We start from the raw sequence: 25,839 nt of genomic DNA, 5'->3' as shown, positions 1-25,839 counted from the left end.
AGGGGTCGTGCGGGGGAGGTCAGAGGTGGCGGCGCTGCCCGGCGACCTGCCGGTCGTACTCCTGGCGGGCATTCACGGCGGCCTCGCGTGAGGCGGTCTCGGCGACCGGCACGTCCCACCAGGCCTCGGCCGGGGGAGCGGTCGGGGTGGCGGTGTCGGTCTCGACGTAGACGCAGGTCGGGCGGTCGCAGGCGCGGGCCGCGGCGAGCGCCTCCCGCAGTTCGCGGACCGTCTTGGCGCGCAGCACGTCCATGCCGAGGCTGCCGGCGTTGGCGGCGAGGTCGACGGGGAGGGGGGCGCCGGAGAAGGTGCCGTCGGCGGCCCGGTAGCGGTAGGCGGTGCCGAAGCGCTCGCCGCCGACCGACTCGGAGAGGCCGCCGATGGAGGCGTAGCCGTGGTTCTGGATGAGGACGAGGTTGACGGGCAGGCCCTCCTGGACGGCGGTGACGATCTCGGTCGGCATCATGAGGTACGTGCCGTCGCCGACCAGGGACCAGACAGGGGTGTCGGGGGCGGCCTGCTGGACGCCGATGCCGGCCGGGATCTCGTAGCCCATGCAGGAGTAGCCGTACTCCAGGTGGTACTGGCGACGGCTCCGGGCCCGCCAGAGCTTGTGCAGGTCGCCGGGGAGCGAACCGGCCGCGTTGATCACCACGTCCTCGTCGCCGACCACCGCATCCAGGGCGCCGAGCACCTGGGTCTGGGTGGGTACGGCGTTCTCGTCGGCGGCGGTGAAAGCCGCGTCGACGACCTGCTCCCAGCGTTCCTTGCCGACGCGGTACTCGGCCTCGTAAACCGAGTTCACACGGTGGCCGGCCAACGCCTCCGTCAACGCTGTGAGCCCCGCGCGCGCGTCGCAGACCACCGTCCGCGCCGCCAGCTTGTGAGCGTCGAACGCGGCGATGTTGAGGTTGACGAACCGGATCTCCGGCCGCTGGAAGAGCGTGTTGGAGGCGGTGGTGAAGTCGGTGTAGCGCGTTCCGACACCGATGACCAGGTCTGCCGTGCGCGCGATCTCGTCGCAGACCGCCGTGCCGGTGTGCCCGATGCCGCCGAGGTCGGCGGGGTGGTCGTACCGCAGAGAGCCCTTGCCGGCCTGGGTCGAGGCGACCGGGATACCGGTGGCGTCCACCAGCGCCTTGAGCGCCTCCTCGGCCTGGCTGTGATGGATGCCGCCGCCCGCGACGATCAGCGGCCGCTCGGCCGCGCGGATCGCCGCCACCGCCTCCGCGAGCTCGTACGGGTCGGGAGCGGGCCGTCGTACATGCCACACGCGCTCGGCGAAGAACTCCTCCGGCCAGTCGTACGCCTCCGCCTGGACGTCCTGGGGAAGAGCCAGGGTTACGGCACCGGTCTCGGCCGGGTCGGCGAGGACCCGCATGGCGTTGAGGGCGGAAGGGATCAGGGCCTCGGGGCGGGCGATGCGGTCGAAGTAGCGGGAGACCGGGCGCAGGGTGTCGTTGACCGACACGTCCGCCTCCGTCGGGTGCTCCAGCTGCTGCAGGAGCGGGTCGGCGACCCGGGTGGCGAAGTAGTCGCCGGGCAGCAGCAGGACCGGCAGGCGGTTGATCGTGGCGAGCGCGGCGCCGGTGACCAGGTTGGTGGCGCCCGGGCCGATGGACGTCGTCACCGCCTGTGCGGAGAGGCGGTCGAGCTGGCGGGCGTAGCCCACGGCCGCATGCACCATGGCCTGCTCGTTGCGGCCCTGGTGGTACGGCATCGTGTCCTCGCCCGCCTCCAGGAGGGCCTGGCCGATCCCGGCAACGTTGCCATGGCCGAAGATGCCCCAGGTGCCCGAGATCAGCCGCCGGCGCACGCCGTCGCGCTCGGTGTACTGGACGGACAGGAACTGCACCAGGGCCTGGGCGACGGTCAGGCGGCGCGTGGTGGTGCTCATCAGGACTTCTCCGGTGCCGTGTAGAGGGGGAGGCGGGGGTCGACGGGCTGCTCGGGCCAGGTGGAGCGGACCCAGGCGTGATCGGGGTGGTCGCAGATCAGCCAGGCACGCTCGGGCTCCGGGCCCGCCATGACGTTGAGGTAGTACATGTGGTGGCCGGGCACGGCCATGGAGGGCCCGTGCCAGCCGTCGGGGATCAGTACGACGTCACCGCCGCGCACCTCGGCCAGCACATCCGTGTTGCGGCCCCGCCCGGAGGGGGAGACCCGCTGGTAGCCGAGGCCGGGGATGCCCTCGTGGTCGGCGAACTCGAAGTAGTAGATCTCTTCGAGGACCGATTCTTCGCCGGGCCGGTGCTCGTCGTGCTTGTGCGGCGGGAACGACGACCAGTTGCCGCCCGGCGTGATCACCTCGACCGCGATCAGCTTGTCGCATTCAAAGCCCTGTCCATCAGCGCCTCCGGCGCGGGCGGCGGCTCCGAAGTTGTTGACCTGGCGGGAGGAGTTCCCGGTGCCGCGCAGCTCCACCGGTACCGAGGAGGCCGGTCCGTAGCGGGCGGGCAGCCGCCGGGTGCAGCGGGCGCCGGTGAGCGCGAACCGTCCGCCACCGGCCGACGTGACCGTCGTACGGGCGTCCCTGGGTACGTACGCGAAGTCGCTGACGGCACTGAACACGCTGTCGCGGCCGGTGAGTTCGAAGGTGTCGTGGCCGAAGTCGTCGGCGGCCGCGACCGTGCAGCCGCCGCTGAGCGGCAGCACGATCCACTCGCTGTCGCCGGTGTCGAAGGTGTGCGTGCCGCCCGGCGGGAGCTCCAGCACACGCAGGCTGGAGTAGCCCCAGCCGGCCTTCTCCGGGGTGACGTCCACGATGTAGGGGCCGCCGAGGGCCTTGCCGACGGGCAGGTGGTATGTCATACAGCACTCCTCCGACTCACAGCAGTCCTACGGCCGTGTCGACCGCCGTCTCCACACTGCCCTCCGCCGGGTAGAGCAGCGACCGCCCGACGACCATGCCCTGCACGGTGGGCAGCCTCAGGGCCTTGCGCCAGCGTTCGTACGCCCCCGCTTGTGCCTCTGCGGACTCACCCACCTCGCCGCCGAGCAGCACGGTCGGCAGGGTGGAGGTCTCCAGGACCTCGCCCATGTCGTCCGGGTCGTCGGTGACGGGCAGCTTCAGCCAGGTGTAGGCGGAGGTGCCGCCCAGGCCCGCGGCGATCGCGATGGACTTCGTGACGGCCTCGGCGGACAGGTCGTTGCTGACCCGGCCGTCCGTCCGGCGTGAGATGAACGGCTCGACGAACAGCGGCAGCCGGTGTGCCGCCATGTCGTCGATCGCGCGGGCCGTGGACTCCAGCGTGGTCAGCGAGCCCGGATCGTCGTAGTCGATACGCAGGAGCAGCTTGCCCGCGTCGAAGCGGAGCCGGGCGATGTCCTCGGCGCGGTGGCCGGTGAAGCGGTCGTCCATCTCGAAGACGGCGCCCGCCAGGCCCCCGCGGTTCATCGACCCCATGACGACCTTGTTCTCCAGCACCCCGAGCAGGAGGAGGTCCTCCAGGATGTCGGCGGTGGCCAGCACCCCGTCCACGCCCGGCCGCGACAGCGCGATGCACAGGCGCTCCAGCAGCTCGGCGCGGCCGGCCATGGCGAGCCGCCGGTCACCGACACCGAGGGCGCCGCGGGCCGGGTGGTCGGCGGCCACGATCATCAGGCGGCCGCTGTCGCCGATGAGCGGGCGGCGCGTGCGCCGGGCGGCCGCCTCGGCGACGGCCTCGGGACGGCGGGCCCTGACCGAGACGAGGTCGGGGATGCTGAGGGACAAGGGGAAGCTCCGTTTCAGAGGGTGGCTCGCGCGAGGAGATCCTCGACCTCGGTCTCGGTGGGCATCGCGGAGGAACAGGCGAGACGAGAGGCGACTAGGGCGCCGGCCGCGTTGGCGTACCGCATGATTTCGGCCAACTCCCATCCGGCCAGCAGGCCGTGCACGAGGGAGCCGCCGAAGGCGTCGCCCGCGCCGAGCCCGTTGGCCACCTCGACCGGCACCGGCGGTACCTCGGCGCTGGTGCCGTCTCGGTGCACGGCGAGGACTCCCTTGGGGCCCTGCTTGACGACCGCCAGTTCCACGCCCGCCTCCAGCAGCGCCTCCGCGCAGGCCCGCGGCTCGCGTACGCCGGTGGCCACCTCGCACTCGTCGAGGTTGCCGACCGCGACCGTGACGTGCCGCAGCGCCTCCGCGTAGTACGGACGGGCCTCGTCCAGGTCGCGCCAGGCCGAGTCGTTCAAAAGCGTGGGCCGCCAGTCGAGGTCGAAGACCGTCGTGCCGGCCTTGTCGCGCGCCTTGAGGGCGGCGAGCGTGGCGGAGCGGCTGGGCTCCTCGCTCAGACCGGTGCCGGTGATCCAGAAGACCCGGCTCGCCCGGATGGCGAAGTAGTCCAGCTCCTCGGAATGTATCTCCAGGTCAGGAGCCTTGGGCCGGCGGTAGAAGTACAGGGGGAAGTCATCCGGAGGGAAGATCTCGCAGAAGGCCACCGGTGTCGGGTACGCGGCGACGGGCGCGACCCAGCGGTCGTCGACGCCGAACTCCTTCAGCGCCTCGTGCAGATAGGCGCCGAAGGGGTCGTCCCCGGTGCGGGTGATCACCGCGGTGTTCCGGCCGAGCCGGGCGGCGGCGACCGCCACGTTGGCAGCCGAACCGCCGAGGAACTTGCCGAAGGTCTCGACCTGGGCCAGGGGTACCCCCGACTGCAAAGGGTAGAGATCGACTCCGATACGGCCCATAGTGATCAAATCGAAGGACTGGTCTGACTCGGCCATGCGCGACGCTCCTCGAGCTGGGCTGGGATGCGGGTCCCAGAGGGCCTGCCGCCTCCCAGGTTTAGGCCGCGAAGGGCGACACTGTCAATAGTTTGTACTTACATTCGGACTAGCTCGTGAAATGATGTCTTAACAAAGTATTGACAGCGGGCGCGGCCGGGGGTTTGATCCCGTCCCAGGCAGGCCGCCGCGTTTGCGGCAGACGACCCGAGCATGCCAAGATCCCGGGCCGCTGGATCATCGTGATCCCCCTCTCCCTTTCCCCCGCAACGCACAGTGAGGTGCCAGGAAAGATGGACCGCTCTTCTCACCCCCGCTCCCGCAGAATCGCCCCCGTTGTCGCGGTGGCCGCGGCGGCTGCCCTGACCCTCGCCGGCTGCTCCAGCAGCTCCGGGGGCAAGAAGTCCGAGGAGGGTGGCGCCAACGCATCGGCCGGCAAGGCCACCACGCCTCGGATGACGGTCGCTCTGGTCACGCACCAGTCGCCCGGCGACACCTTCTGGGACATCGTCCGCAAGGGCGCCGAGGCCGCCGCGGCCAAGGACAACATCAAGCTGATCTATTCGTCCGACCCGAACGCGGGCAACCAGTCCAACCTGGTGCAGAACGCGATCGACCAGAAGGTCGACGGCATCGCCGTCACCCTCGCCAAGCCGGACGCCCTCAAGGCCGTCGTCGGCAAGGCGAAGTCGGCCAACATACCGGTCGTGGGCCTCAACTCCGGTGTCAGCGACTGGAAGAAGCTCGGCCTGATGGAGTTCTTCGGCCAGGACGAGTCCGTGGCCGGCGAGGCGTTCGGCAAGAAGCTCAACGACCTCGGCGCCAAGCACACCGTCTGTGTCATCCAGGAGCAGGGCAACGTCGGCCTGACCCAGCGCTGCGACGGCGTGAAGAAGACCTTCTCCGGCAAGACGGACGTCCTCTACGTCAACGGCACGGACATGCCGTCGGTGAAGTCGACGATCACCGCGAAGCTGAAGCAGGACTCCTCCATCGACTACGTCACCGCCCTCGGCGCCCCGTACGCGCTGACCGCGGTGCAGTCGGTCTCCGACGCCGGCAGCAAGGCGAAGGTCGCCACCTTCGACCTCAACAAGGACCTGACAACCGCGATCAGCAAGGGCACGATCCAGTTCGCGGTGGACCAGCAGCCCTACCTCCAGGGCTACCTGGCGATCGACTCGCTGTGGCTGTACAAGAACAACGGCAACTACATGGGCGGCGGTGAGCAGCCGGTGCTGACCGGTCCTGCGTTCGTCGACAAGTCCAATGTCGAGGCGGTCTCGAAGTTTGCCGCCAACGGAACCCGGTGATGAGTATGACCCAGCACGCCGAGCCGGCGGTGACCTCACCGCCGGCCCCCGGCCCCAAGGAGACGGACGGGCGGACCGCTGAACGGCCGCTGGTCGTGCGGCTGTTGGCCCGGCCCGAGGTGGGTGTCTTCCTCGGTGCCGTCGCGGTGTACGTGTTCTTCCTGATCTCGGCGCCGCCGGTGCGTGACGCCAGCTCGATGGCGAACATCCTCTACCAGTCCTCCACCCTGGGCATCGTGACCATCCCGGTCGCTCTGCTGATGATCGGCGGGGAGTTCGACCTGTCGGCGGGTGTCGGGGTGATCACCTCGGCGCTGACCGCGGCGATGATCAGCTACCAGCTGACCATGAACGTGTGGGTGGGTGTGATCGCCGCGCTGGTCGTGTCGCTGGCGATCGGCTTCTTCAACGGCTGGATGGTCGTCAAGACCGGTCTGCCCAGCTTCCTGGTCACGCTCGGCACCTTCCTGATCCTGCAGGGTGTGAACCTGGCGGTGACCAAGCTGGTCACAGGGAACGTCGCCACCGACGACATCAGCAACATGGACGGCTTCGACCAGGCCAGGAAGGTCTTCGCCTCCAGCTTCGACATCGGCGGCGTGCAGGTGAAGATCACCGTGTTCTGGTGGCTGCTGTTCGCGGCGCTGGCGACCTGGGTGCTGCTGCGCACCAAGTACGGCAACTGGACCTTCGCAGTGGGCGGCAACAAGGAGAGCGCGCGGGCCGTCGGTGTGCCCGTGGCGTTCACCAAGATCAGTCTGTTCATGCTGGTGGGCTTCGGTGCCTGGTTCGTGGGCATGCACCAGCTGTTCACCTTCAACACCGTGCAGTCCGGCGAGGGCGTCGGTATCGAGCTGATCTACATCTCCGGCGCGGTGATCGGCGGCTGCCTCTTGACCGGCGGCTACGGCTCGGCGATCGGCCCGGTCTTCGGCGCATTCATGTTCGGCATGGTGCAGCAGGGCATCGTCTACGCCGGCTGGAACCCCGACTGGTTCAAGGCCTTCCTCGGCGTCATGCTGCTGGGCGCCGTCCTGATCAATCTGTGGGTCCAGCGCACCATGACCCGAAGGTGACATTGCGATGACAGACAAGACCAGCAACACTCACGGAGCGATCCTCCCCGACAGCGTCCCGGCGGCAGAGGACGGGGCGATCGTCGAACTGCGCAATGCGGGCAAGGCCTACGGCAACATCCGCGCCCTGCACGGGGTGAGCCTCAAGGTGCACCCCGGCCAGGTCACCTGCGTGCTGGGGGACAACGGCGCCGGCAAGTCCACTTTGATCAAAATCATCTCCGGGCTGCACCAGCACACCGAGGGCGAGTTCCTCGTCGACGGCGCCCCGGTGCGCTTCACCACTCCCCGTGACGCCCTCGACCGCGGTATCGCCACCGTCTACCAGGACCTGGCGACCGTCCCGCTGATGCCGGTGTGGCGCAACTTCTTCCTCGGCTCCGAGATGACCAAGGGCCCCTGGCCCGTGCGGCGTCTGGACATCGAGAAGATGAAGCAGACCGCGGACCATGAGCTGCGGGAGATGGGCATCGTCCTGGACAACCTGGAACAGCCCATCGGCACCCTGTCGGGCGGCCAGCGCCAGTGCGTGGCGATCGCCCGCGCCGTCTACTTCGGCGCCCGCGTCCTCATCCTCGACGAGCCCACCGCGGCGCTGGGGGTGAAGCAGTCGGGGGTGGTGCTCAAGTACATCGCCGCGGCCCGCGAGCGCGGCCTGGGGGTCATCTTCATCACCCACAACCCGCACCACGCCTACATGGTCGGCGACCACTTCAGCGTGCTGCGCCTGGGCACCATGGAACTGTCCGCCGAACGCGCCCGGATCACCCTGGAAGAGCTGACCAACCACATGGCCGGCGGTGCCGAACTGGCCGCGCTCAAGCACGAGCTGGCCCAGGTCAGCGGCGTCGACGTCGAGGAACTCCCGGAGAAGGAAGACCTCACCGCACCCGTGGCGGCAAGCCCGGAAGGAACCTCCTGACATGGCAGGCTCTCTGGACCGCATCCGGGTCGGATCGGCCCCCGATTCCTGGGGCGTCTGGTTCCCGGACGACCCTCAGCAGGTGCCCTGGGAACGCTTCCTCGACGAGGTCGCCGAGGCCGGCTACTCGTGGATCGAGCTGGGCCCGTACGGCTACCTGCCGACCGACCCGGCCCGCCTCACCGACGAGATCGCCCAGCGGGACCTGAAGGTCTCGGCGGGCACGGTCTTCACCGGCCTGCATCGCGGCCCCTCCGTCTGGGAGTCCACCTGGGAGCACGTCAGCCAGGTCGCGGCGCTCACCCAGGCGATGGGCGCGAAGCATCTCGTCGTCATCCCGTCCTTCTGGCGGGACGACAAGACGGCCGAGATCCTGGAGCCGCCGGAGCTGACCGGTGAGCAGTGGGCGTACCTCACCAAGGGCATGGAGCGGCTCGGGCACGAGGTGCAGGAGGTGTACGGCCTGGACATCGTCGTGCACCCGCACGCCGACACCCACATCGACACCGAGGACCACGTCGAGCGCTTCCTCGACTCGACCGACTCCGAACTGGTCAACCTGTGCCTGGACACCGGGCACTACGCCTACTGCGGCGGCGACAGCGTCAAGCTGATCGAGACCTACGGCGAACGCATCGGCTATCTGCACCTCAAGCAGGTCGACCCGCAGATCCTCGCCGACGTGCAGGCCAAGGGCACACCCTTCGGGCCTGCCGTGGCGCAGGGCGTGATGTGCGAACCGCCCGCCGGCGTCCCGGAGCTGGGGCCGGTGATGGAGGCCGCGCAGAAGCTCGGCGTGGAGCTGTTCGCCATCGTCGAGCAGGACATGTACCCGTGCGAGGCGGACAAGCCGCTGCCGATCGCGGTGCGCACCCGTAAGTTCCTGAGGTCCTGCGGCGCCTGACCCTTCGAAGGGGGACGAACGACCATGGCTCGGCAAGGAACACTGCAGGTCGCGGTCGTCGGCACCGGCAAGATGGGTGCCGACCACGTCCGCCGTGTCCAGGAGGTCGTCAGCGGGGCCCGGGTGACCGCAGTCGTGGACGTCGATGCGGAACGCGCCAAGGACGTCGCCGCCCGCATCGACGGCTGCACCGCCTACTCCGACCCGGCCGCCGCCATGTCGGCAGCCGATGTCGACGCGGTGCTGATCGCCTCCCCGGGGCCCGCCCACGAGGCGGCCCTGCTGACGGCGTTCGAGCACGATCTGCCCGTACTGTGCGAGAAGCCGCTCACCCCGGACTCGGCCTCCGCGCTACGGGTGCTGGAAGCGGAACAGAAGCTGGGCCGCCGCCGGGTCCAGGTCGGCTTCATGCGGCGCTACGACGCCGAGTACATGAAGCTCAAGTCCCTCCTGAACACAGGCCAGTTGGGGCGCCCGTTGATGCTGCACAACCGGCACCGCAATCTCGCCTCACCGCCCGGCTGGCGCAGCGAGATGCTCATCAACGACTCCGTCGTGCACGAGATGGACGTGACACGCTGGCTGCTCGGCCAGGAGATCACCGCCGTCACCGTCCTGCGCCCGACGCCGTCCGCGAACGCACCGGACGGGATACAGGACCCGCAGTTCGTCGTCTTCGAGACCGACGGCGGCGCGATCGTCGACGTCGAGATCTTCGTCAACTGCGGCTTCGGCTACCAGGTCCAGGCCGAGGTGGTCTGCGAACGCGGCACCGCCCGCATCGGCGACGGCCACGCCATGGTCACCAACATGGCGGGCCGCTGGGGCGGCACCATCATCCAGGACTACCTCGAACGCTTCGCCGACGCCTACGACCGCGAGGTCCAGGCCTGGGTCGACGCCACCCGCCGTGGCGAGGTCATCGGCCCGAGCGTGTGGGACGGCTACGCCGTCGCGGCGGTGTGCGAGGCGGGCGTACGGGCGCTGGCGGAAGGCGGCAGGGTGCCGGTGGACATGGTGGAGCGGCCGGCGCTGTACGACGTCAGCCGACAGCCCGGCTGAACACCACCCGATCCTCACCCGGGCCGTTGTAGTCCTCCTCCACCCGCACCTCGAAGCCAAGACTGCGGTGGAAGGCCACCGACCCCTTGTTGCCGAGGCTCGTGATGGCCTTCAGCCGGACCGCCCCCTGCCGCCGCGCAGCCTCGATGAAGGCGCCCCACAGCTTCCGCCCCAGACCACTGCCCCGGACGTCGTCCCGCGTCGCGATCAGATGCACATACCCGGTGCCGCCGGGCGTGACGAAGCCGATCAGATACCCGAGAATGCCGTCGTCGGACCTGGCGACCAGACAGGTCTCGCCGAACTCCTGCACCAGGGCCAGGAGATGCAGGTGGCGCAGGTCGCGTTCGCCCCAGTAGCGGGGGTGGTCGGCGAGGACCTGCTGGATGTCGGTGACTTGGGCGGGTGCGACACGTACGGCCATGGCGCCGATCATCTCAAAGCCATGGCCGTGCCATGAGTTCGCTCTACACCCGGCTCCGCGGCCGCGGTTCGAACCCGGCCGCCCGGTAGCTCTCGTCGATCAGGGTCATCGTCGCCAGCGCGTCGTCCGCGTCCAGGGGCAGCGGAGTGCCCTCCCGTACCCGCGCTGCGAACGCCTCCAGCTGGTACGTGTACGAGGACCGGGTGCCGAGTCGCTCGGTCCGCTCGCCGTCCGCGGTGCGGATCACGATCCGGTCGTCCATCTGGGGCAGGACGAAGTTCGGGGCCAGTGCCTCGCCGCGGCTTCCGATGATCCGGCAGCTCATCTCGAGCTTGTCGTACGCCATGTGGCAGCGGGCGGAGGCGGTGGCGCCGTTCGGGAAGGCCAGGTCGGCGTCCAGCCATTCGTCGACGCCGGGGGCGCCCGCGCGCTCCCCGCCGCGTGCGGAGACCAGCCTCGGTGCGCCGCCTGCCCAGGGGGCCGGCATCCGTACGGCGTGCAGGCTGTAGCAGCCCAGGTCCATCACGGCGCCGCCGGCCAGCGGCAGGGACCAGCGCGGGTCGCCGTCCTCCGGGGCCGGGATGGCGACCATGGTCTCCACTCGCTGCAGCTCGCCCAGTTCACCACCGGCCAGCAGCTCGTGCAGGCGGCGGGTGACCGGGTGGAAGAGGTAGTGGAAGGCCTCCATGAAGACCGTGCCGGCCTTGGCCGCCGCCTCCCGTACCTCGGCGGCCTCCTCGGCGTTGCTGGCCGACGGCTTCTCCGACAGGACGTGCTTTCCGGCCGCGAGGGCGGCCAGGTTCCACGGGCCGTGCAGGCCGTTGGCGAGCGGGTTGTAGACGATCTCGACCTCGGGGTCTGCGAGCAGGGCGGCGTAGGAGTCCGCCACCCGCTCCACGCCGTGCTCGGCGGCGAAGGCCTCGGCGCGGGAGCGGTCGCGGGCGGCGACCGCGACCAGGCGGTGCCCGGTGGTGCGGGCCGGGTCGATCAGGGCGCGTTCGGTGATCCGGGCGGCGCCCAGGACGCCGATGCGCAGGGGTTCGCGGACCGGTTCGGTCATGAGGTCGTTTCCTTCTCTGTCCGTTCGTGCAGGGCCAGTGTGCCGCCGACAAGCGGGAAATGGCGGCGGGCCAGGTCCTGGGCGTGGGCGATGGTGCATTCGATGAGTTCGAAGGCGGGCAGTCCGCCGACGTAGTACGTGTGGTCGCGGCCCTGCAGGGCGTCCAGCCGGTCCAGCGCGCCGTCTGCGAGGTCTTCGCTGCCGAAGTGCGGCATGAACGCCCACTGGCGGTGCAGATGCACCTTCTCCAGCCGTCCGCCGAGTTCCGCCACGTCGGCCCCCAGCAGCGCGCTCACGTCCTCGGGGCGGCCGTAGGAGTAGAAGGTCCGTACGTCGCTGCCCGGGTAGCGGTGGTGGTACGAGACGCAGTGGCCGGTCGCCGCGCGGGTCGCGGTGTGGCGGTCGAGGAAGTAGAAGGCGTTCTCGGGCAGGCCGGACGCGGTGGCGAGGGTGGTGTGATACGCGTTGCTTCGGATCCGCCCGGCGAGGTCGCGCTCCTCGGCGGTGGCGTCCAGGAACGGCAGGATGCGGTCCAGAGGAACGGCGAGGACCAGGTGGTCGGCTTCCACCGGGCCGGAGTCCGTGTGCACCCGCACCCCGCCCTCGTGCCGCTCGACCGAGACCACGCGCACCGCGCACCGCACGTCCTTCAGCTCCTCGGCGACCCGCTGCCACAGGGTGGCGAACCCGCCCGTGACGGTGAACGCGCCCCCGTGGCCCAGCAGTTCGGGCCTTTGGGACAGCAGGCCGGTCATCTCGGCGTACTTGACGAAGTAGAGCGCGGGCACCTGGTCGTCGAGACAGCCGTATCCGGCCGCGGTGTAGCCGGTGCCGAACGACTCGGCCATGGACTCGAGGCCGTGCTCGGCGAGCCAGTGGGTGACCGGTGCGGCCAGGGCCCGCGCCGAGTGGGCGAGCCCGGGTTCGGCGATGCGCGGGAACTCCCGCTCGCGCAGCGCCCGGTAGCGCCGGAAGGCGCCGTCGCGCAGGAACGACATGGTCTGGCGGGCCGCGGTGCGCCGCTCGACGTCGAGGACGCGGTAGCGGGTGGTGCGCTCCGTCTCCATGTCCAGTTCCGTCAGCAACTGTGCCGTCCGCTCGTACTGGGTGGTGCAGATGTGGCCGCCCAGGTCGTGGGCCCGGCCGTCGACGTGCACGCTCTGGCACTTCCCGGCCACCGTCTCCTGTTCCTCCAGGACGGTCACCCGGTGTCCTGCGCGTTCCAGTTCACGGGCGGCCGTCAGGCCGCCGGGTCCGGCGCCGATGACCACCACACGCCGTACGCTGCCTAACTGCCCGACGAACGGGGCGGGTTGACGGGTGTAGGCGTGGGGCCGGGATATCTCGCCGGTGCTCATGGTCGTTGCTCCTCGTCGGTCCGACGTGCGTGGATCTCATGGTGGTACGGGGAGATCCCGCGGTCGTGACCGACAAGGGCAACGTGGCGATTCGCACACTCGTGCTCCGGGCGCCGGAGGCCGGGCCGGCGCCCGGAGCACGAGGGACTCGGCGGCCGCTCAGGCGGTGCGGACCTCGGCGATGGTCACCGGGCGGTGCTCGTGCAGCGACAGCGTGCACGCGTCGGCGATCCAGCCCGCCTCCAGTGCGTCCGCGATCGTGCAGGGCGAGGGCCGGGTACCGGCGACGACCTCGGTGAACGCGGTGAGTTCGGCGCGGTAGGCGGCGGTGAAGCGGTCCATGAAGAAGTCGTGCGGGGTGCCCGCCGGGAAGGTCACGCCGGGCTCGACGGAGCGCAGCGGCAGCTTGTCCTCCAGACCCACCGCGATGGAGTCCGTAAAGCCGTGGATCTCCATGCGGACGTCGTAACCGCGGGCGTTGTGGCGGGAGTTGGAGACCACCGCGATGGTGCCGTCGTCCAGGGTGAGGATCGCGCCTGTGGTGTCGGCGTCACCCGCCTCCTTGATGTACTCGGCGCCCCTGTTGCCGCCGACGGCGTACACCTCGACGACCTCGCGGCCCGTCACCCAGCGGATGATGTCGAAGTCGTGGACCGAGCAGTCGCGGAAGATGCCGCCCGAGGCGGCGATGTACGCGGCCGGCGGGGGCGCCGGGTCCAGGGTGGTCGACCGTACGGTGTGCAGCTTGCCCAGCTCGCCGCTCTGCACGGCGGCGCGGGCGTTCACGAAACCGGTGTCGAAGCGGCGGTTGTAGCCGATCTGGATCGGCACGTCCGTGCCCTCGACGGCCTTGAGCACCTCGACACCCTCGGCCATCGTCCTGGCCACGGGCTTCTCGCAGAAGACCGGGATGCCGGCCTCGACGCCGGCCAGGATCAGCCCGGGGTGGGCGTCCGTCGCGGCCGCGACCACGATGCCGTCCACACCGGCGGCCAGCAGGGCCTGGGGCGAGTCCACGACCTCGCCGCCGAACCGCTCCGCCGCGGACTTGGCGGCGTCCGCGAACGGGTCGGTCAGGACGAGCGACTCGACCGCGTCGAGCCCGGAGAGGGTTTCGGCGTGGAAGGCGCCGATGCGGCCGAGGCCGAGGATTCCGATACGCATGAGCTCCGCTGCTTTCTGGTGTTTGTTGCTGTCCGTTGCCGGGGCTCCGCCCCAGACCCCGATCGCCCTTCGGGCTCGTCCTCAATCGCCGGACGGGCTGAATTCGGCTGAGGTCAGTCCAACCCGCCGAGTACGTTCTGGTCCCAGTCGATCACCGATCCGGTCACCACGCCCGACCGCTCCGACAGCAGGAAGACCACGAAGTCCGCGATCTCGTCCGGCTGGCCCAGCTTGCCCATCGGCAGCCTGGCGGCGGCCTCCTCGCGCCAGTCTTTCCCGGCGCCGTGGAAGGTCTTCTGGGTGACGTCCTCGCCCTCGGTGGCCGTCCAGCCGATGTTGAGGCCGTTGATCCGCACCCGGTCCCAGCGGTGCGCGTGCGCGGCGTTGCGGGTCAGGCCGATCAGGCCGGCCTTGGCGGCGACGTACGGGGCCAGGAACGGCTGTCCGCCGTGCGCCGAGGACGTGATGATGTTGACGATCGTGCCGGGCGCCCTGCGGGAGACCATGTCGGCGACGGCGGCCTGCATCGCGAAGAACGGCGCCTTGAGGTTGATCGCGATGTGCTGGTCGAACAGCTCGGGCGTGGTGTCGAGGAGCGTGCCCCGGGAGGTCAGGCCCGCCGAGTTGACCAGGCAGTCGATCCGCCCGTACGCGGCGACCACGTCACTCACGGCGTGCTTCGCCTGCTCGGCGTCGGACAGGTCGGCGCGTACGAACATCGCCTTGCCGCCGACGGCCGTCAGCTCCCCCACCAGCGCCTCGCCGGGTCCCGCACGCCGACCGGTGACGGCCACGACCGCCCCCTCGCGCACGGCGGCGCGGGCGATGGCGGCACCCACTCCCTGGCTGCCGCCGTTGACGAGGACGACCTTGTCGTCGAGAAGTCCCATGGATCTTCGTTGTCCTTTCGGCTCGCGTCAGCTGGTGCGGCGTTCGGCGCTCGCCCGCAGCTCGTCCCGCAGCGCCCGCGGCAGCCGGCCCTCGCGCAGCGCCCGGCGTACCAGGTCCGCCTGCGAGGGCGGGGCCAGGCCGTCGACCGGCGGGTCGCTGTCGAGATTGGTGGGGAAGGGGTAGCCCTCGGCGCTCGCGGCGATCACGTTCTCCAGCCAGGCCTCGTCCGCGCCGTCCGCCCTGCGCCGCAGCAGCACCGGGTAGACCGCGTTCGTCACCGCCTCCCGGTCCACGGTCTCCATCGCCCGGCCGAAGGCGGAGGACACCTGCAGCAGGTTGGCCATGCGCCGCACGTCCGTGGTGCGGTTGGTCCCGGCGGCGTGGAACAGCGCCGGGTTGAAGAACGCGGCGTCGCCCTTGGCGAGCGGCAGCTGTACGTGGTGTTCCTTGAAGTACGCCTGGAACTCGGGCCGCCGCCACGCCAGATAGCCCGGCTCGTACGCCTGCGAGAACGGCAGGTACAGCGTCGGCCCCGACTCCACCGGCATGTCGCAGTGCGCGACCGCACCCTGCAGGGTGAGCACGGGGGAGAGGCGGTGGACGTGTGCCGGATAGGCCGCGGCTCTCTCGTCGGAGAGGAAGCCGAGGTGGTAGTCGCGGTGCGCGGTCTGCGCGAGGCCGCCCGGGTTGACCACGTTGACCTGGGAGGTCACCTGGTAGCCGGGGCCGAGCCAGGCCTCGCAGACCAGGGCGAGGACCGGGTTGGCGTAGTAGTCGGCGAACGAAGCCGGGTCGTAGAGGGCCGCCTTCTCCAGTGCGTTCCACACCCGCTCGTTGGCGCCGGGCTTGGCGAAGTGGTCGCCGGCCGTCGTGCCCGCCGCGTACTGCTCGCGGATCAGCGCGTCGAACACCTCGGTGGCCCGGTCGACCACCGCGTGATCGGGGAAGGCGCCCCGGAAGACCACCACTCCGGGGCCGTCGGTGAGGGCCCGCACGAGCTCCTCCTGGAGGCCCCGGCGGTTCTCGACGGCACCGACGCGTTCGGCGTCGTACAGCAGGACGTTCCGCTCCACCGCGGAGGCGTGCGGATAGTCGGCCGGGTCGGTCGTCCGCTCGACGAGTGCGCGGAAGGAGTCGAGGTCGCAGTCCTGCTCGGAGAGCCAGGCACGGTGTTGTACGGCGGTGAAGGACATCGGTGTCCTCTCGGTGACAGGGGCGACTCAGCCCTGTCATTCTTGTCAGTACAAACCCGTCGAACAACCAGCAGGCGGCCATCAAAAACCCCTCAAGCCGGCGAGAGGAGCCCGCGGTGGGCCATCCCTTCCCGATCCGGGAGATCGCACGTCAGGCGGGTCTGAGCGAGGCCACCGTCGACCGGGTCCTCAACGGCAGGGGCGGCGTCCGCGAGAGCACCGCGCGGGAGGTGCGGCAGGCCATCGCCGACCTGGACCGGCAGCGCACCCAGGTCCGGCTGGTCGGCCGCACCTTCATGATCGACATAGTGATGCAGACACCGGAGCGTTTCTCCACCGCCGTGCGCGCCGCGCTCGAGGCGGAGCTGCCGTCCCTGCACCCGGCTGTGGTTCGCTCGCGCTTCCACTTCCGCGAGACCGGCCCGGTCGCGGAGCTGACGAGGACCCTGGACCGGATCGCCCGCCGCGGCTCGCAGGGTGTGATCCTCAAGGCGCCGGACGTGCCCGAGGTGACGGCCGCCGTCGGCCGCCTCGCCGAGGCCGGCATCCCCGTCGTCACCCTGGTCACCGACCTGCCCGCCACCGCCCGCCTCGCCTATGTCGGCATCGACAACCGGGCCGCCGGCGCGACCGCCGCGTACCTCATGGGCCAGTGGCTGGGCGAGCTCCCCGGCAATGTGCTCACCAGCCTCAGCAGCGGCTTCTTCCGCAACGAGGAGGAGCGCGAGATGGGCTTCCGCAGCGCCATGCGCAGCCGTCACCCGGACCGCACCCTGGTCGAGATCGCCGAGGGACACGGCCTGGACGCCACCCAGTACGACCTGGTCCGCGCCGCACTCGAACGCGACCCGGACATCCGCGCCGTCTACTCGATCGGCGGCGGCAACAACGCCACCCTGCGCGCCTTCGAGGACCTGGGCCGCGAGTGCGCGGTGTTCGTCGCGCACGACTTGGACCACGACAACACCCGGCTGCTGCGCGAGCACCGCCTGTCCGCCGTCCTCCACCACGACCTGCGCCAGGACATGCGCGAGGCCTGCCACACCGTGATGCGCGCGCACGGCGCCCTGCCGCCCGCGGGGCCTACGCTGCCGTCGGCGATCCAGGTGGTCACGCCGTACAACATGCCCCCGCAGGCGACGAACAGAGGAGCCGGGTGACGACGAGCAGCGAATACGTGGAGATCGAGGGCGTCCGCCTGCTCGCCACGCTCACCACGGGCGGCGAGCTGGGACTGCTGGCCCTGCACGGCAGCAACGAAGGCGGGACGGCCGAGTTGGCGCGGGCGGTGGCCGAGCGGTGCGGGGCCACCAGCCTGGTCTTCACCCAGCCGGGCGTGCCCGATCCGGTGCACATCCCCAGCCCGCGCATGGCGGTCGGGCACTGCACGCTGCTGCGGGACTTCCTGTCCCGGGTGGCGCTCACGGTGTCCCTGCACGGCCACAACAGGACCGCGACTCCTCGGGCCATCTTCCTCGGCGGCGGCAACCGGCAGGCGGCCCGCCTCGTCGCCGGCGGACTCGAAGCCCTGCGGCCGGAGTTCGCCCCGGTCACCGACCTCGACGAGATCCCCGTGAGGCTGCGCGGCCTGCACTCCAGGAACCCGGTGAACCTGACCCGCCGAGGCGGAGTCCAGGTGGAGCTCCCGCTCGCGGCCAGGACCGGGCGCAGGCGATGGGCCCCGGGAGTGCCGGACACACCCCCGCGGCACGTCGTCGACGCCCTGGCCAAGGGCGTGGAGTCGCTGGCGTGCGCTATGCCCGGAGACTGACCCAGGACCCGCTCCCGACCGACCGCACCATCGCCTCCAGTACGGCGGCGCTGTGCACCGCGTCCGGGAGCGTGGCCCCGTGCGGCTTGCCCTCCGCGATGGAGCGCAGGAAGCGGTGGACCTCGATCACCTTCAGGTCGTCCATGCCCATGGCGTTCGCCGCGCCCGGCTGGAACGCCCCGAACTCGCCGTCGCCCGGGCCGACGTAGACCGTGCTGACGGGCTGGTCCTGGTAGCTCGTGCCGCGGCTGACGCCCAGCTCGTTCATGTGGCGGAAGTCCCAGAAGACCGCCCCCCGGGTGCCGTGCACCTCGAAGCCGTAGTTGTTCTGCTCGCCGACCGAGACCCGGCAGGCCTCCAGCACCCCGCGGGCGCCGGAGGCGAAGCGCAGCAGGCAGCCCACGTAGTCCTCGTTCTCGACGGGGCCGAGCTCGCCGCCGGTGGCGCGGGTGTGGCCGGCGGTGGCGCCGGTGGGCCGGGCCCGCTGAGGGATGAACACGGCCGTGTCGGCGGTCAGCGCCTCGATGTCGCCGAGCAGGTGGCGGGCCAGGTCCGCGCCGTGCGAGGCGAGGTCGCCCAGGACGCCGCTGCCGCCGCGCTCCTTCTCGTAACGCCAGGTCAGCGCTCCCTCGGGGTGGGCGGCGTAGTCACTGAAGAGGCGGATTCGGACATGGGTGACGGTGCCGATGGCGCCGGAGGCGATCAGCTCGCGGGCGGCCTCGACGGCGGGCGCGTTGCGGTAGTTGAAGCCGACGGCGCCCTGGACCCCTGCGGTAGCCACCGCATCGGCGACCGCTCGGGCGTCCGCCGCGCTCAGGCCGACCGGCTTCTCGATCCAGATGTGCTTGCCGGCCTCCGCCATGGCGACACCGATCTCCCGGTGCAGGAAGTTCGGCGCGGTGATGCTGACCGCCTGGATCCGCGGGTCCCCGACGACGTCACGCCAGTCCCGGGTCGTCGAGGCGAACCCGAACTGCGCGGCCGCCTCCTCGGCCCGTCCGGGCACCTCCTCGGCGACCGTGACCAGCTGCGGGCGCAGGCCCAGCTGCGGGTAGTGGTGCAGGACGCGGGCGTACGCCTGGGTGTGCACCCGGCCCATCCAGCCGAACCCGACGACGGCGACCCCGAGCGAATCCACCATGACAGCCCCTCTTTGGACCGGTCCACAATCTGTCCAGGCCACCCTGAAGCCCCCGCTCAGCAGCTGTCAACCCTCCCCGGACCCTTTGACAAGCCGCATCGGCCCATGGAACGGTCCACGGCATGAAACAGCCGACCATCCGCGATGTGGCCGAACAGGCCGGCGTGTCCAAGTCGCTGGTCTCGCTCGTGCTGCGCGGCTCCGAGCAGGTGCGGCCCGAGAAGCGGGAGGCCGTGCTGCGGGCGGTGCGGGAACTCGGCTACCGGCCCAACGCCGCCGCGCGCAGCCTCAGCGAGCAGCGCACCCGCACGGTCGGCGTGCTCCTCAACGACCTGCGCAACCCCTGGTTCGTCGACCTGCTCGACGGCCTCAACTCACTGCTGCACGACAACGGCCTGCGCATGCTCCTCGCGGACGCCCGCCTCAACCGCCGCATCGGCCAGGACCCCGCCGACCCGCTGCTCGACCTGCGGGTGGACGGCCTGGTCGTCGTCGGGACCCTGCCCGATCCGGCCGCCCTCGGCACGGCCGCCGAGCGCATCCCGGTGGTCGTCGCGGGCGCCCGCGAACCAGCCCCGGCGGGCGTGGACGTGGTGGCGGGCGACGACGAGCGGGGCGCCCGCTTGGTCACCGAGCACCTGATCGGCCTCGGTCACCGCCGCATCGCGCACATCGCGGGCTACGGCGCCGTCGGTGAACTGCGCCGCCGCAGCTTCGCGGCGACGATGCGGGCGCACGGCCTCGCGGACCAGGCCCTGGTGGAGGCCGGTGACATGACCGAGGAGGGCGGCTACCGCAGCACCGTACGGCTGCTCGGCCGCGCGGACCGGCCCACGGCCCTCTTCGCCGTCAACGACATCGCCTCCGTCGGCGCCCTCTCGGCGGCCGAGGAGCTCGGCCTGCGCGTCCCGCAGGACGTGTCCGTCGTCGGCTACGACAACACGAGCATCTCCCGCCTGCGCCACGTCTGGCTGACCACGGTCGACAACGGCAGCCACGAGGTCGGCCGCCGCGCCGCCCGCTGCCTCCTGGACCGCTTCGAACACCCCGGGGGAGCGGGCCGACTGCACCTGACCGCGCCCGCTCTGGAGATCCGCGGCACCACGGCGGCCCCACTCACAGACTGATGGCGTACGCCTTCCGCAGTGTCTCGTGCACGGTCCACGTCGTACGGTCGCCCTCGCGCAGGACGGCCATGTCCCCGGGCCCCACCGTCAGCGTCGGCCCGCCCTCGACCTCGATGGTCGCCGACCCGCTGACCACCACGAACAGTTCGTCCGCCTCGGTGTCGGTGACGACGCCCGGCGTGATCTGCCAGATCCCGCGGACCTGACGGCCGTCCGCCGACTCCCACACCACCTTCCCGGTCACCTCCGGCGTCCCGGAGACGATCTGCTCCGGGTCGAGGGGCTCGGGCTCGAGCTCGGCGTCGGAGATGTGAAGAACGAAGCTGTGGGTCATGGGCCGACCCTAGCGAGCGCCCCCGCCGGCCGTGCATGGACACGGTGTGCGCCATCGCCCCAGGTGGGAGGAGACTTCGTCGGGTCGCGACTGGCGGCCGCTCAGGTGCCGGGTGATCGTGGAGGACATGGCGCAGACAACCACGGCCGCCCCCGGGCAACGGCAGCACGACACCCGCGAGGCCGTCCTCTTCGGCGGTGTCTACGGCGCCGTACTGGCCTGCTCCATGGTCGCGGCGCTCAGCCAGTACGGCCACAGCTCCCGCGTCAGCCGCCGCTACGACGCCTTCTGGCTGCTGGTGACGGCGCTCGCCTCCGCCCTCGCCCACGGCTACGCCCACTACGTCGCCGAGCGTGCACCGCACCGCCGCTGGGACGCCCTGCGCGCCCTCGTCGACGAATGGCCCCTGGTCACGGCCGTATTGCCGACCGTGGCGATCCTCGCGGGGGCGGGCTGGGGCTGGTGGCCGGCGGACGGGGTGGAAGAACCGGCGTTCACCCTGAATATCGCACTGCTGTTCGGTCTAGGGATGGTCACCGCACGATGGGCGGGCCGCTCCTGGCTCGTCGCCCTGCGTACCGGCCTGGTCGACGCACTGCTCGGCTTCGTCGTGGTCGTCGCGAACGCGATCATCAAGTGACGGCCATCGGGGGTCGATTGATGCCCGGACTGTCGTATGGTCATCCCTCGTGGGTACGGACATCGACGGTGTCATCGAAAGCCGCTCGCCCGACGGGCACTGGCGGTTCACGGCCGATCTGCTGGACTTCGAGCCTCCCCGGGACTACGTCGCCTGGGAGTGTCTCTTCGGTGTCCGCGGGGCGGGGGACGTGGAACGTCCGCTCTTCGCCGCCCGCGGGCTGCCGGACGGGATCTCCGATGCGGTACGCGAGTCGGGCATCGGGGAGTTCCAGCAGGACCACACCTATGCCACCTGGGCCGAGGTCGCGGCGGTCGACTGGGACGCCCCGCTCGCCCACGGCCCGGCCTGGAACTGGGCGGTGCGGTCCCTGCCGGACGGTGACGAACTCGTGCGGGTCACTCCGGGCCTGCGCGCGGCGGCCGCCGACACCTTCGGCGGAAACCTGCTGCTGGCGCCGCCGGAGTGGCCCCCCGGCGCCGAGGTGCGCCTGGACGGCGTGGCGCACCGCCCCGTGATCCTCACGGCCCGGATGCTGGCCCCGCCGGACGAGGGATGGTGGGCACAGGTATGGAGCGCCATGCGGGACATGGCGGCCAGGTACGGCGACGAGCACGTACGGCTCGTCGTCTGGTTCGGCTGACCCGCGCACCGGTGAAGGGAGCCGGCATGACCACCGACGCCACCGACATCACGGTCACGGACGAGGCGGTACGCAGTCTGCACGCCACCACCGACCCGCGTCTGCGCGAACTGCTGACCGGCCTGATCCGCCACCTGCACGCCTTCGCCCGCGAGAGTCGGCTGACGCAGCAGGAGTGGGAGCGGGCGATCGGTTTCCTCACGGCGACCGGGCAGATGTGCACGGACACCCGGCAGGAGTTCATCCTGCTGTCGGACGTGCTCGGCCTGTCGATGCTCGTCGAGACGATCAACGGCGACCGCGCCGTCGGAGCCACCGAGTCGACGGTCCTCGGCCCCTTCCACATGACGGAGTCGCCCGTCCGCGAACTCGGCGCGAACATCGACCTGGTGGGCGGCGGCGAACCCTGCGTGGTCAGCGGCCGGGTCCTGTCCGGGGACGGAACTCCGCTGCCGGGCGCGGTCGTCGACGTCTGGCAGGCCGACGGGAACGGCTTCTACGACGTCCAGCGCCCCGACGTGCAGCCGCCGGGCAACGGCCGCGGACTGTTCACCGCGGACACGCACGGCCGCTTCTGGTTCCGCACCTGCGTGCCGAGCCCGTACCCGATCCCCACCGACGGCCCGGTGGGCGACCTGCTGCGTGCGACCGCCCGCCACCCCTACCGGCCCGCACACATCCACTTCATCGCCTCGGCCGAAGACCATGTACCGGTGACCACGCACATCTTCGTCGCGGGCAGCGACTACCTCGACTCGGACGCGGTGTTCGCCGTCAAGCCGAGCCTGGTCCAGGAGTTCACCCGAACGGATGATTTCGCGCTGGCGCGGGAGTTCGGCGTCCCGAACCCCTTCCGACACGCCCGCTTCGACCTCGTACTGGAGCATTCGTGAAGCACCACCTCGACTTCTCCTACGAGTCCCGGCCCATGCGGGTCGTCTTCCGGTCCGGGGCCGCCACGAACGCGACCGCCGGCGAGGCCGCGGCGCTCGGACTGCGGCGGCTGCTGGTGGTGTGCGGCAGCCACGGCGCCCGGACGGCACGTGCGGTCGCCGACTCGCTGGGCCCCGCCTGCGCGGGACTGCACGACGGAGCCCGGATGCATGTGCCCGTAGAGGTCGCCGACCGGGGCGTCGAGGCAGCCCGTGCGGCGGGCGCGGACGGCTGTGTGGCCGTCGGCGGCGGCTCCTCGATCGGCCTCGGCAAGGCGATCGCCCTGCGCACCGGCCTGCCGCTGATCGCCGTGCCCTCCACCTACTCCGGCTCGGAGATGACCCCGGTCTGGGGCCTGACCGAACACGGCGCCAAACGCACCGGCCGCGACCCCGTCGTCCTGCCCCGCAGCGTCGTCTACGACCCCGACCTCACCCTCTCCCTGCCGGTGCCGCTCTCCGTCACCAGCGGGATCAACGCGATCGCCCACGCCGTCGAGGCGCTGTACGCCCCCGACACCTCACCCCTGATCGCACTGATGGCCCAGGAGGGCGTACGGGCCATGGCGGGCGCCCTGCCCGAGGTGGCCGCCGACCCGGAATCCCCGGAGGCCCGCAGCCGAGCCCTCTACGGCGCCTGGCTGTGCGGCTCCTGCCTCGGCGCCACCACCATGGGCCTGCACCACAAGCTGTGCCATGTCCTCGGCGGCACCTTCGGCCTGCCCCACGCCGAAACCCACACGGTGGTCCTGCCGTACGCCCTCGCGTACAACGCGCCCGCGGCACCGGACGCGGCGGCCGCCGTCGCCCGCGCCCTCGACACGGACGACGCCCCGCGCGCCCTGCGGGAGCTGGCCGGGCGCCTCGGCGCACCCCGCTCCCTCGCTGAACTCGGCCTGAAGGAAAGCGACTTGGCGGAGGCGGCGGCGCAGACCGCAGGACAGGCCTATGCCAACCCCCGCGAGGTCACGGCCGACGGGGTGCTCGCCGTGCTCCGGGCGGCGTACGAGGGCGCGGCACCGGAGTTCCCCGCCGCCTGACACGGAACGGCCGTCGCCCCGCCGGAGCGGGGACGACGGCCGTGTGCCGGACGGTCGGGGCTCACGCCGTGGTGCCGCTCAGGTCGGAGGCGAACCGCAGTGCCTCGCCCGGCCTGCCGGGCAACTGCTCGGCGACGGCACCGGCCTGGAGGTCGGCCGGCACCAGATGGTGCGCGACGACATCGCGCAGATCGCGCGCGATGCGCATCCGCTCCTCCGCGACCCGGCGCCGCGCCTCCTCCAGGATCCGCTGCGGGGGCCTCCGGCCGTCCGACCGGCCCCGACGTACTCCCACGCCTCCTTGTCCCTCATGGACGGGTATCGAACCATGTCCGCAATGTGGCGGACAAAATTGTTGACAATCGTGTTGGTCGGTTTTAGGTGCGACACGCACACTCGGGGAGGGCAGCGATGCCCAACGAAGCCCTGGCACCGGCACAGCGGCTGGTGGAGAACGAGCTCGCCGAGCAGTTCGGTGTGCCCCGGGCCAGCATCCGCGCGGCGCTCATCGATCTGGAGGCCCAGGGTCTCGTCGAGCGGATCCGCAACCGCGGCTCGCGGGTGCGGGTGGTGACCGTGGAGGAGGCGGTCGCCATCACCGAGTGCCGGATGGTCCTGGAAGGGCTGTGCGCGGCGAAGGCCGCCGTCGCCGCCAGCGACGAGCAGCTCGCCGAGCTGACGGAGCTGGGCACGGCGACGACCAAGGCCGTGGCCGACGGTGAGCCGATGACCTACTCCGAGCTCAACCAGGAACTGCGCGCCGGGGTTCGTGAGTTCTCCGGCCAGCAGACGGCAGTGGACCTCCTGGAGCGGCTCAACGCCCAACTGGTGTGCCACCGCTTCCAGTTGGCGCTGCGACCGGGGCGTCCGCAGCACTCCCTTGCAGCATGACCCAGGCCAACGCGCCCGCCTCCCCGCGGTCCACCCTCGTCGTCAGCGGGGAGAAGGTCACCATCGCCAGTCTGACCTTCGGCGAGCGCGGCGAGTCCGCCAAGGCGTGGCGCGAGGGCAGGAAGCTCGACGAGATCAAGGCGATACGCCGGGACGAGGCCGAGCGTGCCGCCGCCACCCTCGGCGCCGAGGTCCGCTTCTTCGACGCCGGCGACTACCCGCTCACGCCACCGCCGAGCTGACCGACCGACTCGTCGCCGTCTACCGCGAGACCCAGCCGGACGTGGTCCTCACCCACCCGGTCGAGGACCCGTACAACGGCGACCATCCGGCCGCCAACCGCGTGGCGCTACAGGCCAGCGGCCCTACCCCCGCGACGAGGCAGGAGGACGGAGACGGCAGGCGCAGCGGATGCGGGGGCCGCCGTCCGGCGTCAGGCTCGGAGTATGAGCCTGCAGTGGGATGTCCGCCGTGCGGGGCAGGAGGAGGCGCCGCACCGGGTGCTGATGATTCCGGGCGGGCTGTGCTCGACCGAGTTCTACGCGGACGTGATGGCCGAACCGGCGCTGGCGGAACTGGGGCTGGTCGCCGTCACGATGCCCGGATTCGGCGGGACCACGGCTCCCGCGGACGTGACCATGGAGCACTACGCCCGGCTGATGGCGGACTTCGCCGCCGAATCGGGCTGCGAGGTGGCGGTCGGGCACAGCCTCGGCGCGAACGTCGTGATCGAGATGGCGGCGGCGGGCCTGTTCCACGGGCCGCTGGTGCTGCTCTCGCCGACCTTCTCGCGCAGCGACGAGGCGAAGTTCCTGGCGGTGATGAACAGCCTCGGGCGGGTGCCCGGGCTCGGCATCGCGGCCTGGACCGCCATGCTGAAGATGCTGCCCAAGGCCATGAAACACGAAATACCCGCACACCGGGCCGATGCGCTGGCGGCGGACATGGCCGACAACGACCCGGCCACCTGCCGCCGCATCGTGCGGCGCTACTACGAATACCTGGACCGGTATCCGGCACTGGTCCCACGGCTGTGCGAGGCCGCCGTCCCGGCCTGGGTGGTGCGCGGCGACCACGACGAGACCGGCCTGACGGACGTCGAGCGGCGGGGCCTGGAGGCCTGCCCCCAGGTCCGGACGGTCACCGTGCCCGACGCCGGGCACCTCGTACTGGTCGAACAGCCCGCACGGGTCGCCGACGTGATCCTGGACGCGACCACCGCGATCCGCTGAAGCCCGCCCTGCGG

General features: G+C 71.1%; 26 protein-coding genes and 2 pseudogenes. 15 read left to right on the top strand and 13 right to left on the bottom strand.

Annotation, left to right across the window (positions count from 1 at the left end; all coding sequences use genetic code 11):
• Window positions 1–19 precede the first annotated feature (19 nt).
• From iolD to iolC, 4 genes are read right to left on the bottom strand one after another with little or no spacing between them, the layout of a single operon-like run.
• Window positions 20–1,897, bottom strand: a complete 1,878-nt coding sequence (iolD, locus tag AB0N07_RS21295; RefSeq protein ID WP_365837224.1) for a 3D-(3,5/4)-trihydroxycyclohexane-1,2-dione acylhydrolase (decyclizing) — start codon at window positions 1,895–1,897, stop codon at window positions 20–22.
• Entirely contained in the window at window positions 1,897–2,811 is a 915-nt protein-coding gene (gene iolB, locus AB0N07_RS21290; RefSeq protein ID WP_365837222.1) for a 5-deoxy-glucuronate isomerase, read from the bottom strand. The genes iolD and iolB overlap by 1 nt, the downstream gene beginning before the upstream one ends.
• 16 nt (window positions 2,812–2,827) lie before the next feature.
• Window positions 2,828–3,715, bottom strand: coding sequence for a deoxyribose-phosphate aldolase (locus AB0N07_RS21285; RefSeq protein WP_365837220.1), 888 nt, complete (start codon window positions 3,713–3,715; stop codon window positions 2,828–2,830).
• A 14-nt stretch (window positions 3,716–3,729) separates the two neighbouring features.
• Window positions 3,730–4,707, bottom strand: coding sequence for a 5-dehydro-2-deoxygluconokinase (gene iolC, locus AB0N07_RS21280; protein WP_365837218.1), 978 nt, complete (start codon window positions 4,705–4,707; stop codon window positions 3,730–3,732).
• 293 nt (window positions 4,708–5,000) lie between these two features.
• On the opposite strand from iolC, the gene AB0N07_RS21275 reads away from it, so the two are divergent.
• The 5 genes from AB0N07_RS21275 to AB0N07_RS21255 are packed head-to-tail and all read left to right on the top strand — an operon-like array spanning window position 5,001 to window position 9,984.
• Window positions 5,001–6,020, top strand: a complete 1,020-nt coding sequence (locus AB0N07_RS21275) for a sugar ABC transporter substrate-binding protein (RefSeq protein WP_344400506.1) — start codon at window positions 5,001–5,003, stop codon at window positions 6,018–6,020.
• Window positions 6,020–7,096 (top strand): ABC transporter permease, encoded by a 1,077-nt coding sequence (locus AB0N07_RS21270; RefSeq protein ID WP_365837215.1) that lies wholly within the window; start codon window positions 6,020–6,022, stop codon window positions 7,094–7,096. The genes AB0N07_RS21275 and AB0N07_RS21270 overlap by 1 nt, the downstream gene beginning before the upstream one ends.
• Window positions 7,097–7,103: 7 nt before the next feature.
• Window positions 7,104–8,018 (top strand): ATP-binding cassette domain-containing protein, encoded by a 915-nt coding sequence (locus AB0N07_RS21265; RefSeq protein WP_365837213.1) that lies wholly within the window; start codon window positions 7,104–7,106, stop codon window positions 8,016–8,018.
• A gap of 1 nt (window position 8,019) precedes the next feature.
• Window positions 8,020–8,922: a sugar phosphate isomerase/epimerase gene (locus AB0N07_RS21260; protein ID WP_365837211.1), complete on the top strand. Its 903-nt coding sequence runs from the start codon at window positions 8,020–8,022 to the stop codon at window positions 8,920–8,922.
• Between the two features lie 24 nt (window positions 8,923–8,946).
• Window positions 8,947–9,984: a Gfo/Idh/MocA family oxidoreductase gene (locus AB0N07_RS21255; RefSeq protein ID WP_365837209.1), complete on the top strand. Its 1,038-nt coding sequence runs from the start codon at window positions 8,947–8,949 to the stop codon at window positions 9,982–9,984.
• Here AB0N07_RS21255 and AB0N07_RS21250 read toward each other — a convergent pair.
• The 6 genes from AB0N07_RS21250 to AB0N07_RS21225 form a co-directional block, all read right to left on the bottom strand.
• Window positions 9,965–10,408 (bottom strand): GNAT family N-acetyltransferase, encoded by a 444-nt coding sequence (locus AB0N07_RS21250; RefSeq protein WP_365837207.1) that lies wholly within the window; start codon window positions 10,406–10,408, stop codon window positions 9,965–9,967. The two genes, AB0N07_RS21255 and AB0N07_RS21250, sit on opposite strands and share 20 nt — an antisense overlap.
• Before the next feature lie 43 nt (window positions 10,409–10,451).
• Entirely contained in the window at window positions 10,452–11,468 is a 1,017-nt protein-coding gene (locus AB0N07_RS21245; protein ID WP_365837205.1) for a Gfo/Idh/MocA family oxidoreductase, read from the bottom strand.
• Window positions 11,465–12,826, bottom strand: a complete 1,362-nt coding sequence (locus AB0N07_RS21240) for an FAD-dependent oxidoreductase (RefSeq protein ID WP_365837203.1) — start codon at window positions 12,824–12,826, stop codon at window positions 11,465–11,467. Before AB0N07_RS21240 ends, AB0N07_RS21245 begins: the two co-directional genes overlap by 4 nt.
• A gap of 159 nt (window positions 12,827–12,985) precedes the next feature.
• Window positions 12,986–13,990 carry a Gfo/Idh/MocA family oxidoreductase gene (locus tag AB0N07_RS21235; RefSeq protein ID WP_365837200.1) on the bottom strand — a complete coding sequence of 335 codons (1,005 nt, stop codon included), beginning with the start codon at window positions 13,988–13,990 and terminating at the stop codon, window positions 12,986–12,988.
• 113 nt (window positions 13,991–14,103) lie between these two features.
• On the bottom strand, window positions 14,104–14,880 hold the full coding sequence (locus AB0N07_RS21230; RefSeq protein ID WP_365837198.1) for an SDR family oxidoreductase: 777 nt from the start codon (window positions 14,878–14,880) through the stop codon (window positions 14,104–14,106).
• A 27-nt stretch (window positions 14,881–14,907) separates the two neighbouring features.
• Window positions 14,908–16,074 carry a phytanoyl-CoA dioxygenase family protein gene (locus AB0N07_RS21225; RefSeq protein WP_365837196.1) on the bottom strand — a complete coding sequence of 389 codons (1,167 nt, stop codon included), beginning with the start codon at window positions 16,072–16,074 and terminating at the stop codon, window positions 14,908–14,910.
• Window positions 16,075–16,190: 116 nt separating this feature from the next.
• Between AB0N07_RS21225 and AB0N07_RS21220 the strand changes: the two genes are divergently transcribed.
• On the top strand, window positions 16,191–17,234 hold the full coding sequence (locus AB0N07_RS21220) for a LacI family DNA-binding transcriptional regulator (protein ID WP_365837194.1): 1,044 nt from the start codon (window positions 16,191–16,193) through the stop codon (window positions 17,232–17,234).
• A complete protein-coding gene (locus AB0N07_RS21215) occupies window positions 17,231–17,845 on the top strand; it encodes a poly-gamma-glutamate hydrolase family protein (RefSeq protein ID WP_365837192.1) in 615 nt (204 codons plus the stop codon). The genes AB0N07_RS21220 and AB0N07_RS21215 overlap by 4 nt, the downstream gene beginning before the upstream one ends.
• Here AB0N07_RS21215 and AB0N07_RS21210 read toward each other — a convergent pair.
• The gene (locus AB0N07_RS21210) at window positions 17,829–18,986 is read right to left on the bottom strand and encodes a Gfo/Idh/MocA family oxidoreductase (RefSeq protein ID WP_365837190.1); all 1,158 of its coding nucleotides are present in this window, start codon (window positions 18,984–18,986) and stop codon (window positions 17,829–17,831) included. The two genes, AB0N07_RS21215 and AB0N07_RS21210, sit on opposite strands and share 17 nt — an antisense overlap.
• A 122-nt stretch (window positions 18,987–19,108) precedes the next feature.
• Here AB0N07_RS21210 and AB0N07_RS21205 point away from each other — a divergent pair, with 122 nt between their 5' ends.
• A complete protein-coding gene (locus tag AB0N07_RS21205) occupies window positions 19,109–20,113 on the top strand; it encodes a LacI family DNA-binding transcriptional regulator (protein ID WP_365837188.1) in 1,005 nt (334 codons plus the stop codon).
• On the opposite strand, the gene AB0N07_RS21200 is transcribed toward AB0N07_RS21205, so the two are convergent.
• Window positions 20,103–20,447, bottom strand: a complete 345-nt coding sequence (locus AB0N07_RS21200; RefSeq protein ID WP_365837186.1) for a cupin domain-containing protein — start codon at window positions 20,445–20,447, stop codon at window positions 20,103–20,105. The genes AB0N07_RS21205 and AB0N07_RS21200 overlap by 11 nt on opposite strands.
• 127 nt (window positions 20,448–20,574) lie before the next feature.
• Between AB0N07_RS21200 and AB0N07_RS21195 the strand changes: the two genes are divergently transcribed.
• From AB0N07_RS21195 to AB0N07_RS21180, 4 genes are read left to right on the top strand one after another with little or no spacing between them, the layout of a single operon-like run.
• Window positions 20,575–21,087, top strand: a complete 513-nt coding sequence (locus AB0N07_RS21195; RefSeq protein ID WP_365837184.1) for a hypothetical protein — start codon at window positions 20,575–20,577, stop codon at window positions 21,085–21,087.
• Window positions 21,088–21,136: 49 nt separating this feature from the next.
• The gene (locus AB0N07_RS21190) at window positions 21,137–21,730 is read left to right on the top strand and encodes a hypothetical protein (RefSeq protein ID WP_365837182.1); all 594 of its coding nucleotides are present in this window, start codon (window positions 21,137–21,139) and stop codon (window positions 21,728–21,730) included.
• Window positions 21,731–21,756: 26 nt separating this feature from the next.
• Window positions 21,757–22,623 carry an intradiol ring-cleavage dioxygenase gene (locus AB0N07_RS21185; RefSeq protein ID WP_365837180.1) on the top strand — a complete coding sequence of 289 codons (867 nt, stop codon included), beginning with the start codon at window positions 21,757–21,759 and terminating at the stop codon, window positions 22,621–22,623.
• Window positions 22,620–23,702: a maleylacetate reductase gene (locus AB0N07_RS21180; protein WP_365837178.1), complete on the top strand. Its 1,083-nt coding sequence runs from the start codon at window positions 22,620–22,622 to the stop codon at window positions 23,700–23,702. Before AB0N07_RS21185 ends, AB0N07_RS21180 begins: the two co-directional genes overlap by 4 nt.
• Before the next feature lie 61 nt (window positions 23,703–23,763).
• Here AB0N07_RS21180 and AB0N07_RS21175 read toward each other — a convergent pair whose 3' ends face one another.
• On the bottom strand, window positions 23,764–23,997 hold the full coding sequence (locus AB0N07_RS21175) for a histidine kinase (protein ID WP_365837176.1): 234 nt from the start codon (window positions 23,995–23,997) through the stop codon (window positions 23,764–23,766).
• A gap of 86 nt (window positions 23,998–24,083) precedes the next feature.
• On the opposite strand from AB0N07_RS21175, the pseudogene AB0N07_RS21170 reads away from it, so the two are divergent.
• The 3 genes and pseudogenes from AB0N07_RS21170 to AB0N07_RS21160 all read left to right on the top strand — a co-directional run.
• Window positions 24,084–24,584 (top strand): annotated as a pseudogene (locus AB0N07_RS21170) (GntR family transcriptional regulator); the annotation flags it as partial.
• Between the two features lie 5 nt (window positions 24,585–24,589).
• Window positions 24,590–24,951 (top strand): annotated as a pseudogene (locus AB0N07_RS21165) (PIG-L family deacetylase); the annotation flags it as partial.
• Window positions 24,952–25,039: 88 nt separating this feature from the next.
• Window positions 25,040–25,825 (top strand): alpha/beta hydrolase, encoded by a 786-nt coding sequence (locus AB0N07_RS21160; RefSeq protein ID WP_365837174.1) that lies wholly within the window; start codon window positions 25,040–25,042, stop codon window positions 25,823–25,825.
• Window positions 25,826–25,839: the final 14 nt, after the last annotated feature.

Source organism: Streptomyces sp. NPDC051172 (assembly GCF_040682555.1).
Taxonomy (GTDB): Bacteria; Actinomycetota; Actinomycetes; order Streptomycetales; family Streptomycetaceae; genus Streptomyces.
The sequence above is the reverse complement of the archived record's forward strand: the minus strand, read 5'-3'. Positions and strand labels throughout refer to the sequence as shown.